Raw genomic sequence first — 14302 nt, 5'->3', positions numbered from 1 at the left:
AGCACGCCACAAACCGGTCAAGGCGGGTACAGAGGCTACTCAGCGACAAGCGATCGGGACGTTCAGCTCCCGTCCGGATAGCCTCCCCGGTGTAGCACCATCGGGTGGTGCGGCAGCGTCGACGGTGCACCGCGTTGGGCTCGCCAGCCTTCCGGGTGTCGGCCTACTCCTGCGCGCAGGATCTCTTCCGGTAGCGCCGTCAGGGCATTTCGTAGTGGTGTCAGGTCGAACTCCTTCTCCCACCGTTCCGAGATCGACTCGATCAGGGTGTGGTAGTTGGTCTGCGCCGTTCTGCCCTTCGTCGTCAGGCGGGCCAGCTTGAACCGGCCGCCGTCGGGTGGTGGCTCCACCACCACGTACTGCCTGTTCGTCACGAACGTCAGCGTCGCGTTCACCGCTTCCTTCGACACGCCCGTCAGGCCCGGCAGATCGCGTACCCGGACGCCCTTCTCGTCCAGTACCCGCAGCACGTTCGCGCTGATCGGCAGCGACAGCTCCGACTCGCGTTCGTACTCCAGCGTGAACGCCAGCAGTACCCGCGACAGCAGCGCGGGCAGTGTGTCGGCGTCCGGTCGACCTGCGCGGGGTACCGGTGACCGCATTCCGTCGGCGAAGGGGATCACCGGCAGGCAGTACGGCCACTCCAGTTCCTCCAGATCGGCCGCCACCGCTCGCAGTGACGTCAGCAGGGCATCGATCTGTGCTTCGCCGAAGCGCTCTCGCCAGCTGGTCTCGACCAGCTCGGGTAACGGCTCCCACGCCTCGCACGCGCGCCTGCCCGCGCGCGTCAGCTCGACCGTGAAGTCCTTGCGGGACTTCACCGACGTGTCGGCCGGGGCCACCGTCACGTACCCCCACCGCTCCAGCCCGGCCAGGTTCACCAGCCCGGCCCGGTACTCCAGCTCACGTAACGGAGCGCCACCGCCGGTCAGGTAACGCAGGAAGTTCGCCCACATCGCCAGCGAGGTCAGCCACGGGCCACGGCCGGACCGCGCCTGCGGTCCGGCCGCCGTCCGGTGCGGCATGCGGTGCTCCAGCTCGTCGTCGAGCTCGATCGTGAAAGCCACCAGTGCACGGGACAACAGCGCTGGTAGGGACAGGTTTTCGGCCATGGGGACAACGGTAGCGGCGGGCACCGACAATTACGTGGCAAGCTTCGCGGGGGACACGACACGCAGCTGGAGCATCGCGGCGAAGCGTGCCTCCGGGTCGGTCAGGTCGATGCCGCCGACCTCCGACAGGCGCCGCAGCCGGTAGCGGAACGTGTTCGGGTGCACGTACAAGGTCGCCGCCGCCGCGATCACGTCGCCGAAGCAGTCCAGCCACGCCCGCAGCGTGGCGACCAGGTTCGTGTTGTGCTCCTCGTCGTACGCGAACAGCCGCGCCACCGGGCCGGTCGGCCGGTCGCCCCGGGCCGCCACCAGGTCACGCAGCTCCAGCACCAGCGCCTCGACGTGCACGTCCTCCAGGCGCGCCACACTCCGGCCACCGTTCGTGCCCGCCCGCAGCACCCGCAGCGCCCGGTCGGCACTCGCCCGCGCCGACGCCAGGTCCGACGTGCCCTCCGCGACCGGGCCGATGCCGATGACCGCGTGGACCCGGTCGCCGACCCGATCGAGGAAGTCCGTCGCGACACGCACCGCCGCCTCCGTGTCCCGCACCGGGACCAGCCCGTACGCCACGTGGCCGACCAGGGCCGCGGCACTGCGCGGGTGCACCGCGCTCAGGTGCATCGCGAGCCCGTCCGCGAGCCGCTGCCGTTCGGACACCAGCGCCGCGTCGTCCCCCGCCCGCTCCAGCCCCAGCGCCAGCACCACCAGCGGTTGCTCCCCCAGCCCCAGCCGGTCCAGCGCCTCACGCGTGCCGGGGCCGCCCTCCAACGCCGTGCTCACCAGGTCCGTGCGCAACCGCCTGGCCACGTCCGCCCCGGCCCGCAGTGCCAGCATGTGCAGTGCCGCGAGACGGGACGCGTCGCTGAACGCCTGCGTGCGGTCGGCAGACAGCGGGCCGCCCACGGACGCCCAGATCGAGCCGAGCACCTCGTCGCCTGCCCGCACCGCCACCGCCACGCGCGGCAGGATCAGCCCCTCGATCAGCGGCGGGATGTACACCGGCCGGTCACTGCGGTACAGCTCCCGGAACACGCCCCGCTCCACGAGCAGGCGCGTGTACCGCTCCGGGACCTGCCTGCCGAGGATCGTCTCCACGCGGGAGGGGTCCGACTCGTCCTGGCGACCGGAGAACGCCAGCACGCGGGAGCTGCGGTCCTCGATCGTCACCGGCGCGTCGATCAGCGCGGCTATGGCGTTGGCCAGGGCGAACAGGTCGCCGGACGGCATCCCGCCGAGGGTCTCCGCACCCGCGTCGCCGAGGTCCTCCGCCAGGAGCGAGCGGAGCAGTGCCGACAGCTGGGCCCAGGTCGCGCCGGGTGTCAGGGCCAGCACCGCTACGCCCGACCGGGTCGCCGCCTCCGCCAGGCCCGACGGCACCGGGGCACGCAACACCAGCCCGGCCGCCCCATGTCTACCAAGTGAGTCCAACAATAAGACGATCTCGCCGACATCCCGGAGCCCCACGCCGAGGACCAGCGCGTGCCGGGGCAGCTCCTGTTCCTCGAGCGGGTCGTGGACCACGATCCCACCCAGCTCGGCCACCCGGTCCACGTCGCCGTGGACCACGGCCAGCAGCGTCGCGCCGAGGTCGTCGAGCACGCGGCGCAGGCTGGCGCGCGGCCGGAGGTTCATCGCGTCGAGCACCATCCCGAAGTTAGGAGCCTGACGTCCAGCCTAGTTCGTCGAAGTGCACAACGTACGCGCCGAAAGTTGTTCAGTCGGACAACGACAGCCACTCAGTGCTGGTCGTGGTCTCACGCAGCGCATCGGGCACGGGCGTCACACCCACTCCCGGTTCGGTCGGCACGGGCAGGTGACCGTCCTGGAGAACGAACGGCTCGGTGATGTCGGTCCGGTAGTAGCGGTCCGACGCGGAGGTGTCGCCGGGCAGTGTGAAGCCCGGCAGCGCGGCCAGCGCGACGTTGGCGGCCCGGCCGATCCCCGTCTCGAGCATCCCGCCGCACCACACCGGCACGCCGTGCGCGACACACACGTCGTGGACGCGCTTCGCCTCCAGGTAGCCGCCCACCCGGCCGGGCTTGACGTTGACGATCGAGCAGGCGCCGAGCCTGATGGCGTCCGCGGCGGCCTTCGCCGAGGTGATGGACTCGTCCAGGCACACCGGGGTGGTCAGGACGCGGGACAGCGCGGCGTGGCCGAGCACGTCCTCCTCGTCGAGCGGCTGCTCGATCAGCAGCAGGTCGAACGGGTCGAGCCTGGCGAGGTGGCGGGCGTCGGCGAGCGTGTAGGCGGTGTTCGCGTCGACCTGCAGCAGCACGTCGTCGCCGAAGCGCTCCCGCACGGCCCGCACCGGCTCGACGTCCCAGCCTGGCTGGATCTTCAGCTTGATCCGCACGTAGCCCGCGTCGAGGTAGCCCGCGACCGCGTCCAGCAGCTCGTCCACCGACGCCATGATCCCGACCGACACCCCGCACGGCACCCGGTCGTGGACCGCGCCCAGCTCACGCGCGAGCGTGCGCCCCCCAGCACGCAGCTCCGCGTCGAGGACGGCCGTCTCCAGCGCCGCCTTCGCCATCCGGTGGCCCTTGAACTGGTGCAACGCGGGCGCGACTCCGTGCGCGTCCAGCGCGGGGCGGGCCGCGACGGCGGGCACGAGGAAGCGGCGCAGCACGTCCTCGGCCGCGTCGACGTACTCGGACGAGTAGCGAGGGTCGGACATCGCGACGCACTCGGCCCAGCCCTCGGCGTCGTCGGTGACCACGCGCAGGAGCAGCACGTCCCGGTTGGTCTCGACCCCGAACGAGGTCCGGAACGGCGAGACCAGCGGCATCCTGATCCGCCGCAGCTCGACACCCTGCAGTTTCATCGGTCCTCCCGTGTCAGGACGTACCACCCGGCCCGGTCGAACCCGGACACCCGCGCGCCGTCGGCGAGCAGCCCGCCGAGCACGTCCCGCACGGCGATGCGCCATTCCTTGCGAACGCTGGGGTCGGCCCCCCGCAGCGTGGCCGCGTCCGGCGGCACCCCCACGAGCAGCGGCGACCCGTCGAGCACCCCGGGTTCCGGGGCCCCCGCCGCGGTGCGGCCGAGCGCGACGACCGCCTGGTGGTGCGTGACGAGGTGCGGGCGCCCCGCGCAGGCCGCGACGACCTCCGGCGCGCCGAGGTCCCAGCGCACGAGCAGCCTGTCGGTCTCGTCGCCGCCGTTGACCTCGTCCTCCATGCCGCCGTAGAAGTCCGGCAGGTACTCGGCCGCGGTGGCGCCGAGCTTCGCGAGGTTGAAGTAGGCGTTGCGGGCCACGAGCGGGTCGAACGTCCACGCGATCACCCCGACGCCCCGCCGCAGCGCCCACGCCCGCTGGTGCAGCTTCAGCGCGAAACCCACGTTGCGGCCGGCCATCGACGGGTCGACGCCCGCGATGTGGCTGTGCATCGTGCCGTCTGCCGGGGCGCCGAAGAACCCGACACACGCGCCGACGAGCGTATCCCCGTCGTACGCGCCCGCCAGGTAGTTGCCTGCCTTCGTCAGTGCCCGCAACAGCTCGGTGGTGACGAGGGGGCTGTCGGCCGCCGGACGCCAGATGCCGTGAAACAGCCGGCTGACGGCGACGAAGTCCTCGATGGTCACGAGTTCGCGCACCGAGACGCCTGCCGCTCGGGCGGCACGGTCCGCGTGCGGGTCGGCCGCGATCAGGTTGGTCACGCCGTCCATGCTCGTGGCCCCGTCGGTGTTCGTCATGGTCGAGGCGCACCAGTCCTGGCCGACGGCGTTGTCGCTCCGGCCAGTAGGTCCTCGACCAGCGCCGCGAGCAGCCGCGCCCGGTCCGGCAACGCGTCGACCAGCACGTGCTCGTCGTCGGCGTGCGCGCCACCGCCGATGGCGCCGAGCCCGTCGAGCGTCGGTGTGCCCACCCCCGCGGTGAAGTTGCCGTCCGACGCGCCGCCGACCGCGACGCCACGCAGGTCCGGCAGCCCCAGCTCCTTCGACAGGGCCGCGGCCCGTGCGAACAGTGCCTCGGACGCCGACGCCTGGAGCGGCGGCCGGTTGGGGCCGCCGCGTAGTTCGAGCGTGGTGCCGGGGACGACCGGCCGCAGCGCACGCATGGCCACGTCGACCCGCGTTTGCTCGGCCTCGTCGAGGACCCGCACGTCCACAGCGACGGATCCCCTGGCGGGCACGGTGTTCACGGACGTGCCCGAGGACAGGAGCGTCGGTGTCACGGTCGTGCCCCTGGACGGGTCGGCGAGTGCGGCGATGGCCAGGATCTGGTGTGCCAGCTCGATCGTCGCGTTGTGGCCGCGTTCGGGTTCGAGACCGGCGTGTGCGGCGCGGCCGGTCACCACGACCTCGTAGTTGGACACGCCCTTGCGCTCGGTCTTGAGCGCCCCGCCGTCCGCCGACGCCTCCAGGACCAGTGCGGCGCCTGCTTTCCGCGCCTCCTCCTCGATCAGCTCGCGGGAGCCGGGGGAGCCGATCTCCTCGTCGCCGGTGACGAGGACGGTGACGCCGGAGCGGCCCGCGGCGGCGTGGAAGGCCATGGCCAGGCCCACCTTCATGTCGAAGCAGCCGGGACCGCGCATGACCCCGCCGTCCACCGTGTACGGATGGGTGTCGAGCGTGCCGAGCGGCCACACCGTGTCGTGGTGGCCCAACAGCAGGACTCCCGACCCGTCGCCGAGCCGCCAGCGCAGGTGGATGCCGAGCCGTTCCGGTGCCACGCCGAGCCGCCGCTCCCCCACCCGGGCGACGACGTCGGCGCTGCGGGCGAGGGCCTCGGGGTCACTGGACGGCGACTCGCACCGCACCAGTTCCTCGGTGTCGGCGAGGAGTTCGGCCAGCATCAGGCGACTTTCGGAGTCGCGCGGACGCCGAAGTGGACATACCGCTCGCCGGTCGGCAGCGAGTAGAACGTGACCGCCATCCACGTGCGTGCCGTGGGTTCCCGCATCACGTACAGGTTCTGGTCGACCGGCACCATCGGGTACTCCTGTTGGCGCTCCTCCTCCGGGATCAGCTCGGCGAGCGGCCCGGTCACGGTGGACCGCATGACCGGCCCGTCCTCACCGGCGAACACCTCGACCCGCACGCTGGCGCGCTCGTAGGTGCCGTAGTGCGGCGAGGCGTCCACCTCCACCGGCTCGGCGGGCGGCGCGATCGGCTCGGCCATGGCGACACCGGCCAGCTCGGCGAAGATCTCCCGGTAGAGGTCCTCGTAGAAGTCGCGGGTGTTGCCGCCGTTGGTGAGCAGCGTGACCGCGAGGCCCGCGTCCGGCAGCAGTCGCAGGAACGCGGACTGGCCGATCGTGTTGCCGTCGTGGCCGATGAGACGCCTGCCGTCCCAGCCCATCCTGATCCAGCCGAGACCCCACGAGTCGCCGAGGCTGTGCTTGTCGGGCAGGTCGGCCTGGAAGGACGTCATCGCCTCGGCGCTCTCCTCGCTCAGCAGGCGGCTGCCGTCCGGCGCGAGGCCGCCGGTGAGGTGCAGGCGGGCGAACCCGAGCACCTCCCGGACCGTCGAGTTGATCAGCCCGGCAGGTCCCGCCGACCTCGGCAGCCCCCACGCGTGCGCGACGACCGGCTCCTTCTCGCCGCTGTGGCCGATGGCGGCACGGAACTTCAACGCCTCCTCGGGCAACGTGCCCGTGTGGGTGAGCCCCAGTGGAGTGAAGATCCGCTCCCGCATGGCCGCGTCCCAGGTCATGCCGGTGACCTTCTCGATCACCCTGCCCACGAGCGAGAAGCCCGAGTTGCAGTACGACCAGGTCGCGCCGAGCGGGTGGTTCTGGGCTACGTCCGCGAGCAGCGCGACGTAACGCTCCAGCGCGTCGTCACCCCGGCCGGTGTCGGTGAACACGTCGCCGTCGATACCGCTCGTGTGGGTGAGCAGGTGGCGCATGGTGACACTCTTGGTGACGTCCGGGTCGGACAGCCGCAGGTCCGGCAGCACCTCGGCGATCGGCGCGTCGAGGTCGAGCTTGCCCTCGTCGACGAGCTGCATCACGACGGTCGTGGTCCACACCTTGGAGATGGACCCGATCTGGAACACCGAGTCGACCGTGGTCTCGACGCCGGTGTCCACGTTGAGCACGCCGTGCGCGGCCTCGACGAGGTCGTCGTCGTGGCCGTCCTGCACCCGCAGGATGCCGAGCGTCGCGCCGGGCACGTGGTGCTTCTCCGCCAGGATGTCCAGCCTGCGCTGCCAGTGCGCGACGTCGAACTGCGCCTTGCGCCCGTTCGCGTGCTGCTCGACCCAGTCCACGATCCGCCGGTTGAAGTCGACGCGGTGCGACGGCCGCCCTTCGAGGATGAACAGGTGCGTGCCACCGGGATAGAGCACGAGACGGGTCGGCACACCCTGCTCCCGCAGCGCGGAGTACCACTGCTGTGCCTGGCCGACGGGGCAGCGGAAGTCGGCGTCGCCCTGGATGACGAGGGTCGGCGTGCGGACATCCCTGACCCGCGCGAACGGCGACATCTCGGCGTAGGAGTCGCCGCCGCCCAGCTCGTGGACGGCCAGCAGGTGCCCGGCGTCGGAGGTGCCCGCCATGCTGGTGAGGTCGGCGACCACGCCACCGGCGACGGCCGCGGCGAAGCGGGTGTCGCGGCTGGTGAGGTAGCAGGTCATGAAGCCGCCGTAGCTGTAACCCGAGACGGCGAGGCGGTCCGGGTCGGCGACGCCCTCGGCGACGAGCTTGTCGACCGGCTCGAGGAAGTCCTTGGCGTCGGCCACCCCCCAGGCGCCGATGGTGGCGTTGTAGAACTCCTCGCCGTAGCCGTCGCTCGCCCTCGGGTTGAGCAGCAGCACGGTCCAGCCGAGCGCGGCCAGCTCCTGGTGGTAGACGTGGGCCTCGTCGGCGGCGCCGTTCCACGCGTTGTGCGGGCCGCCGTGGATGTCGACCAGCAACGGGCTCGGGCCGGTGGTGGCGGGGTCGCGGACGAGCCAGCCGTGCACGGTGGTGCCGTCGGAGATCGTGAACTCGGTCTCCTCGCGGACGAACAGCTCCGTCTCGGTGTCGGTGTGCTTCGTGCGGACGGTCTCCGCGCCGGTCGCGAGGTCGACGGTGACGACCTCGCCGAACGACGTCGGCGTGGCCAGCACGATCGCCGCCTTGTCACCCGCGACCGACACACCCGACACGACACGCCCGGCGCCGGTGACGACCGGTCGCGGCGTGCCGCCGGCGAGGGACACCGTGTACAGGTGCGTGCAGCCGCGGTCGCGGACGCAGTACAGGACGCCGTCGCCGCCGAGCTGCGGCTCCGCGCCCGGGTAGCCGGGCCCACCGGGCATGAGGTTGCGGTCGAGGCCGGTCAGGTCGGTCGGCTCGCCACCGACGGGCAGGCGGAGCAGGCGCGCGTGGCCGACCGGCGAGTCGGCCATGCCGACGACCAGGAGCGTGTCGTCGTCCACCCAGGTGGCGCAGGCCGCGATGCCGTCGGGCAGGCCGGCGAGCTTCGGGGTGGCGAGCGGGTCGGTTACGTCGAGGACGTACACCGGCGCCCTGGCCTCGAGGTCGGCGTCGGGTGCGGTGGCGGCGCCGTAGGCGAGCCTGGTCGAGTCGGGTGACCAGGCCGGTTCACCGGCGTGCCAGTCGCCCTCGGTGACCTGGCGGACGTCGCCGGAGTCGAGGTCGAGGACGTGCAGGTGCTTGCGGATGGTGCGCAGGTAGCCGGCGCCGTCTGCCTGGTAGTCGAGGCGCTCGGTGACCATCGGCGTCTTCTGGTCGCTGTCCCCGGTCTCGACCGCGGCGGCGAAGGCGATCATGGTGCCGTCCGGGCTCCACCGCGGGGCGCCCGCGCCGAGCGCGAGGGTGGTGAGCTGCTCTGGCTCGCCGCTGGCCGGCAGGACCCAGAGCTGGGGCGGTCCGTCCTTGGCGCGGAGGAAGGCGAGCTTCGTGCCGTCCGGCGACCACGCGGGGGCGAAGTCGTTGGCGCCCCTGGTGAGCTGGCGTAACTCGTCGTCGACGAGCCAGATCGCGCGCTGGGTCTCGTCGTCCTTCGTGGTGCGCAGGACGTAGGCGGTGCGGGTGCCGTCCGGGGACAGGGTTGGCTGTTCCGGGACGGCGAACCCGGTCAGGTCCTCGATGCGCTGGCGTCGGGTCACCGGCTTCTCCCTTCGGCGGAGATGAGTTCACGGGTGTAGGGGTCCTGGGGCGCGTCGAGCACGTCGTCGACGGGTCCGTGCTCGACGATCCGCCCCTGGTACATGACGGCGACGGCGTCGCTGACGTACCTGACGAGCGCGAGGTCGTGCGAGATGAACAGGATCGTGAGGTTGAGCCGCTGGTGCAGCTCGCGGACGAGGTTGAGGACCGTGCCCTGGATGGACACGTCGAGTGCCGAGGTGATCTCGTCGGCGACGAGCACCTCCGGCCGCGCGGCGAGCGCCCGTGCGATGGCGACACGCTGGCGCTGCCCGCCGGACAGCTCGGCCGGGTACCGGCTCGCCTGCTCGGCGGGCAGGTCGACCAGCTCGAGCAGGCTGGTCACCTCGGCGCGGCGGTTTCCCTTGTCCGCCACGGCTTCCGCGATGGTGTCGCCGATGGACATGCGTGGGTCGAGTGAGGAGTAGGGGTCCTGGAAGACCATCTGGAGCGGTCGCCGACCACGCGTGGGCACGGGGTTCCCGTCCAGGAGGATCCGGCCGCCGGTGAGCGGCACGAGCCCGACCGCGGCCCTCGCGAGGGTCGACTTGCCGCACCCGGACTCGCCGACCAGCCCGACCACGCCACCCGCGGGCACCACGAGGTCGACCCCGTCGACGGCGGTGACCGCGTGCCGCCGGGACCCGAACCGCACGCTGACGTTCTCGAACCGCAGCTCCTTCATCGCTTCCCCACCTCGGCCGGGATCTCGGCGTGCCAGCACGCCACCCGGCGGCCGTCGTCGGTCGTGGTCAGGGCCGGGTCGGTCTCGCGGCACCGGTCGGTGGCCAGTGGGCAGCGCGGGGCGAACGCGCAGCCGGGCGGGAGGTCCGCGGGGTCGGCCGGGCGGCCCGGGATCACCGTCAGGGGCAGCGAGCGGTCCGTCGTCATGTCCGGGACCGCGGCGAGCAACGCCCGGGTGTACGGGTGCATCGCGCCGGAACGGAGCGCGGTCGCGGGCAGGTCCTCGACGATCCGGCCCGCGTACATGACCAGCACGCGGTCGCACACCCGCTCGACCACGGTCAGGTCGTGGCTGATCAGCAGCAGCCCCACGCCGTCGGCCGCCCTGATCGAGGCGAGCAGGTCGAGGACCTGGCGTTGCACGGTCACGTCCAGCGCCGTCGTCGGCTCGTCCGCGACGATCAGCGCGGGCGTGCCCATCAGGCCCATGCCGATCATCGCCCGTTGGCGCATGCCGCCGGAGAACTCGTGCGGGAACTGCCTCGCCCGGCGCTCCGGGTCGCTCAGGCGCACCGCGCCGAGGCGGTCGACGGCCCTGGCCAGCGCGGCCCGGCGGGACAGGCCCTGGTGCCGCACCGCGACCTCGGCCAACTGCCTGCCCACGCGCATAGTCGGGTTGAACGAGGTCATCGGGTCCTGGAACACCATCGCGAACGACGTGCCGAGCAGGCGCCGGTGGTCGCCGACCCGAAGGTCCGCGCCCTGGAACGACAACCGCGCGGCCGTCACCTCGCCGGGTTCCTCCACCAGCCGTGCCACGGCGAGGGCGGTCAGGCTCTTGCCGGAACCCGACTCGCCGACCAGACCGACCGCATCACCTCGTTGCATTGTGAAACTGACGCCGCGTACCGGCGTGGTGCCGGGGAAGCCGACCGAGAGGTCGTCGACCACGAGCATCGCCGAGTCGTCGGGTGCGGGTGCCACAGGCCGGCGCCGCCGCAGGCGCGGGCGCGGGGTGGCGTGGCCGACGCCCTTCGCGATCGCCTCGCCGAACAGGTTGAACGCCAGACCCGCGAGGACGACCGCGATCCCCGGCGCGAGCGCCGCCTCCGGGTGCACGTACAGCCCGCCGAGACCCTCGCCGAGCAGCCTGCCCCAGTCGTAGTCCGGCGCCTGCACACCGAGCCCGACGAACGACAGGCCTGCGAACGCCAGCAGCGTGTTGCCCGCCCCGACCGTCGCGCTCACGACCAGCGGCTCCGCCACGTTCGGCAGCACGTGCCGGAACAGCACCCGGAACCGGCCGACACCCGCGATCCGCGCGGCGGCGACGTAGTCCAGCCCGGCGACACCCGCGATCAACGTCTGCGTGAGCCGCGCGAAGGCGGGGGCGATCGCGAGACCGATGGCCAGCACCGCACCGACCGTGCCCACGCCGAAGATCACCGCGAAGAACAGCGCCAGCAGCAGGCCGGGGAACGCGACCGCGATGTTCACGACCGCCGTGATCACGCGCCCGAGCCACTGCCCCAGCATGAGCTGTGCCGTGCCGAGCAGCAACCCGACGGTGACGCCGAGGACCGTCGCCATCAGCGCGAGTTGCACAGTGAGACGGGTCGCGACCAGCACGCGGAAGAAGATGTCCCGCCCGAGGCTGTCCGTCCCGGCCCAGTGCTCCGCCGACCCGCCCTGCATGATCTGCCCGGTGTCGACGGCGTTCGCCTGGTCGGTCCACAGCAGCGGTGCCACGACCGCGAGCACCAGCACGGCCACCAGCAACGTCGCCGCGCTCGCGCCGAGCGGTGTCCGCAGCACCGCACCCCACCGCCGAGCCACTCAGCTCTCCCTGATCGTCGAGCGGGGGTCGATCAGCGCGAGCGCGATGTCGACCACGAGGTTCACCAGCAGCACACCGACGCCGTAGACCAGGACGATCCCCTGCACCACCGGGTAGTCCTTGGCGAGGATCGACGAGACGATCGTGCTGCCCAGCCCCGGCCACGCGAACACGTTCTCCACCAGCACGGTCCCGGCGACGAGCGCCCCCAACAGCAGGCCGCACAACGTGATCGTCGCCGTCAGCGCGTTGGGCAGCGCGTGCCGCAGGTACACGGCGCTGGTCGGCAGCCGTTTCGCCCGCGCGGTCCGCACGAAGTCGGCACGCAGCACCGCCAGCGTCTCGACCCGGACGATCCGCGCGAGGATCGCGGCAGGGCCGAGCGCCAGCGCCACCACCGGCAGCACGTACGAACCGAACCCGTCGCGCCCGGCGACCGGCACCCAGCCGAGGTTCACGCTGAAGACCCACACCAGCCCGACGGCCAGCATGAACTCCGGGATCGCGGCGACCACCACGCTGGCGGAGGTGAACGTCAGCTCGGCCGGCCGCCGCCGACCGCCACGCGTCAGCACGGCGAACAGCAGCCCGAGCGGCACCGACAGGACGATCGCGAGCACGAACGCCCCGACCGCCAGCTCGAGCGTCGGCGGCAGGCGGTCGCCGATCACCTGCGACACCGGCAGCCCGGAGGACATCGAGACGCCGAAGTCGCCGGTGAACAGGCCACGCAGGTAGTCGAGGTACTGGTGCCACAGCGGCTGATCGAGCCCGAGGGCCGCGCGCCGGGTGGCGACCAGCTCAGCGGACGCCGTCGGCCCGAGCGCGGCCCGCACCGGGTCGCCGGGGATCAGGTGGAGCATCAGGAACGCGGCGGTGACCACGACCCACAGCGAGACGAGCAGCCGCCCCAGCCTGCGTGCGGTGAACCGCGCCCACGGGCTCCCGGCGCGGACGGCGAGCGCGGCCGTCATCAGCCGACCATGCGGATAGTGGCCGGGTCGAGGCTGCCCTCGGACAGCTCGAACTCGGCGCCCTTGCCGAACATCGGGCGGTTGGAGTTGGCGAACGGCACGACGTCGGCCTGCTCGTAGAGCGCCTTCTCGGCCTCGCCCCACGTGTCGCAGCCGTCGGCACCCGGGATCTTCGACGCCTCGCCGACCTTCGCCGTGTAGTCGGCGTTGTCGATGCTCGCGAAGTTGGTGCCGTCCGGCGCCGACGGTCCGGACAGGAACGAGACGGCCTGGCTCGGCAGCGAGACGTTCAGCGGCAGGAACGCCACGTCCCACTGCAGCTGGCCGCCGACGAGCTGACCGGTCTCCGCGTCGCCGCCGCCCTTGAGGGTGACCTGGACGCCCAGCTCGCTCCACTCCTTCTGCAGCAGCTCAGCGCCTGCCTGCATGGTCGGGCCGAGCGTGGTCGGGTAGAAGAGCGTGATCGCGGGCTTCGCCTTCTCCAGCACGGACTTCGCGGCGTCCTTGTCGTACTTCGGCAGGGAGTCGCCGACCTTGTCGCCGGGGCAGGGGCCCATGCCGGGTGGCACGAGCCCGGTCGCGCGCTTGCCGGTGCCGCCGGTCAGCACCGTGGACAGCTGGTCGAGGTCGGTGGCCTGCACGAGCGCGCGCCGGACCTCGTCGTCGGCACCGGGCAGGCCTGCCTTCTGGTTGAACCACATCTCGCCGAGCACCGCGAGGAGGTCGCGCTGGAACAGCTTCTGCGAGCGCAGGCGCTGCTGGTCGGGGCCGACGAACGCGGCCGCGTTGGCGCCACCGGACAGCAGCAGGTTCGCCGAGGTGCTCTCGTTCTGCACGACCTTGATCACGACGGTGTCCGGCAGGCCCTTGCCGTCGGCGTCGGGCGGCCCCCACTTGTAGTCCTCGCGCCGCTGGAGCGTGTAGTGGTCGCCTGCGACGGCTTCCTTGACGGTGAACAGGCCGGTGCCGTCGGCGCTCTCCTTGAGCAGGTCGCGGTTGGCCATCCCCTTGGCGCACACGATGGGCAGACCACCGACGTTGCGGTCGAGGAAGGCGTCGGGCGAGGAGGAGGTCACGGTGACCGTCCTGGCCTTCTCGTCGGCGGTGGCGGTGGCGCCCGCCGGGACGAACACGCCGATGCGGGACGACGCGTTCTTGGGGTCACCCACGAAGCTGATGTTCGCGGCGACCTGGGTGGCGGTCAGCGGGGTGCCGTCGGCACACGTGACGCCGTCCCGGAGGGTGAAGGTCGCCTCGGTCGCCGTCGCGGTCCACTTCTCGGCGAGCCCGGCGACCATCCGACCCTTGGTGTCGATATTCACGAGGGTGTCGTAGAGGAAGCGGTCCACCTGGTAGGTGCTGGACAGCGAGGTGAAGTGCGGGTCGAGGTTGCCGGGGTCCGCGCTGATGACGAACGTGAACGTGCCGCCCTCGACGGGGGTCCCGCCGCCCGCCTGCCCGCCACCACCCCCACCGCAGGCGGCCAGGGCCAGGGCAAGCACACCGGCGGTGGCGATCGTCGGAATGGTCTTCATGGCGCCTCCAAGAGGTGTCCCCTTGGAGGCGCAGCCTGCCCGCCGAGCTCACGCC

General features: G+C 72.1%; 9 protein-coding genes and 1 pseudogene. All 10 read right to left on the bottom strand.

Features of this window, described 5'->3' with window-relative positions:
- Window positions 1-62: 62 nt before the first annotated feature.
- The 10 genes and pseudogenes from CLV71_RS01460 to CLV71_RS01415 all read right to left on the bottom strand — a co-directional run bounded on the left by CLV71_RS01460 (window position 63) and on the right by CLV71_RS01415 (window position 14247).
- Complete coding sequence (locus CLV71_RS01460) at window positions 63-1112, bottom strand: MarR family winged helix-turn-helix transcriptional regulator (RefSeq protein WP_133900705.1); 1050 nt, start codon at window positions 1110-1112, stop codon at window positions 63-65.
- A gap of 30 nt (window positions 1113-1142) precedes the next feature.
- On the bottom strand, window positions 1143-2744 hold the full coding sequence (locus CLV71_RS01455) for a PucR family transcriptional regulator (protein WP_133900704.1): 1602 nt from the start codon (window positions 2742-2744) through the stop codon (window positions 1143-1145).
- A gap of 82 nt (window positions 2745-2826) precedes the next feature.
- Entirely contained in the window at window positions 2827-3939 is a 1113-nt protein-coding gene (gene menC / locus CLV71_RS01450) for an o-succinylbenzoate synthase (RefSeq protein WP_133900703.1), read from the bottom strand.
- Complete coding sequence (locus tag CLV71_RS01445; protein WP_133901198.1) at window positions 3936-4784, bottom strand: GNAT family N-acetyltransferase; 849 nt, start codon at window positions 4782-4784, stop codon at window positions 3936-3938. Before CLV71_RS01445 ends, menC begins: the two co-directional genes overlap by 4 nt.
- A 23-nt stretch (window positions 4785-4807) precedes the next feature.
- Window positions 4808-5914, bottom strand: coding sequence for a M20 family metallopeptidase (locus CLV71_RS01440; protein WP_208297333.1), 1107 nt, complete (start codon window positions 5912-5914; stop codon window positions 4808-4810).
- Window positions 5914-9177 carry a serine hydrolase gene (locus CLV71_RS01435; protein WP_133900702.1) on the bottom strand — a complete coding sequence of 1088 codons (3264 nt, stop codon included), beginning with the start codon at window positions 9175-9177 and terminating at the stop codon, window positions 5914-5916. The genes CLV71_RS01440 and CLV71_RS01435 overlap by 1 nt, the downstream gene beginning before the upstream one ends.
- Before the next feature lie 14 nt (window positions 9178-9191).
- A pseudogene (locus CLV71_RS01430) lies at window positions 9192-9902 on the bottom strand (ABC transporter ATP-binding protein); the annotation flags it as partial.
- Window positions 9899-11737, bottom strand: a complete 1839-nt coding sequence (locus CLV71_RS01425) for a dipeptide/oligopeptide/nickel ABC transporter permease/ATP-binding protein (RefSeq protein WP_133900700.1) — start codon at window positions 11735-11737, stop codon at window positions 9899-9901. The gene CLV71_RS01425 and the pseudogene CLV71_RS01430, both read right to left, overlap by 4 nt.
- A complete protein-coding gene (locus tag CLV71_RS01420; protein WP_133900699.1) occupies window positions 11738-12712 on the bottom strand; it encodes an ABC transporter permease in 975 nt (324 codons plus the stop codon). It lies immediately after the preceding gene.
- The gene (locus tag CLV71_RS01415; RefSeq protein ID WP_133900698.1) at window positions 12712-14247 is read right to left on the bottom strand and encodes an ABC transporter substrate-binding protein; all 1536 of its coding nucleotides are present in this window, start codon (window positions 14245-14247) and stop codon (window positions 12712-12714) included. The genes CLV71_RS01420 and CLV71_RS01415 overlap by 1 nt, the downstream gene beginning before the upstream one ends.
- Between the last annotated feature and the right edge of the window lie 55 nt (window positions 14248-14302).

Source organism: Actinophytocola oryzae, from assembly GCF_004364325.1.
Lineage (GTDB): Bacteria > Actinomycetota > Actinomycetes > Mycobacteriales > Pseudonocardiaceae > Actinophytocola > Actinophytocola oryzae.
Note: the sequence above shows the minus strand (reverse complement) of the source record. Positions and strands in the feature narration are given on the sequence as shown.

Bases quoted from the DNA above. Each gene is read 5' to 3' on its own strand.
- menC (WP_133900703.1), bottom strand. From the start codon at position 3,939: ATGAAACTGCAGGGTGTCGAGCTGCGGCGGATCAGGATGCCGCTGGTC.
- CLV71_RS01455 (WP_133900704.1), bottom strand. From the start codon at position 2,744: ATGAACCTCCGGCCGCGCGCCAGCCTGCGCCGCGTGCTCGACGACCTC.
- CLV71_RS01420 (WP_133900699.1), bottom strand. From the start codon at position 12,712: ATGACGGCCGCGCTCGCCGTCCGCGCCGGGAGCCCGTGGGCGCGGTTC.
- CLV71_RS01440 (WP_208297333.1), bottom strand. From the start codon at position 5,914: ATGCTGGCCGAACTCCTCGCCGACACCGAGGAACTGGTGCGGTGCGAG.
- CLV71_RS01415 (WP_133900698.1), bottom strand. From the start codon at position 14,247: ATGAAGACCATTCCGACGATCGCCACCGCCGGTGTGCTTGCCCTGGCC.
- CLV71_RS01445 (WP_133901198.1), bottom strand. From the start codon at position 4,784: ATGGACGGCGTGACCAACCTGATCGCGGCCGACCCGCACGCGGACCGT.
- CLV71_RS01460 (WP_133900705.1), bottom strand. From the start codon at position 1,112: ATGGCCGAAAACCTGTCCCTACCAGCGCTGTTGTCCCGTGCACTGGTG.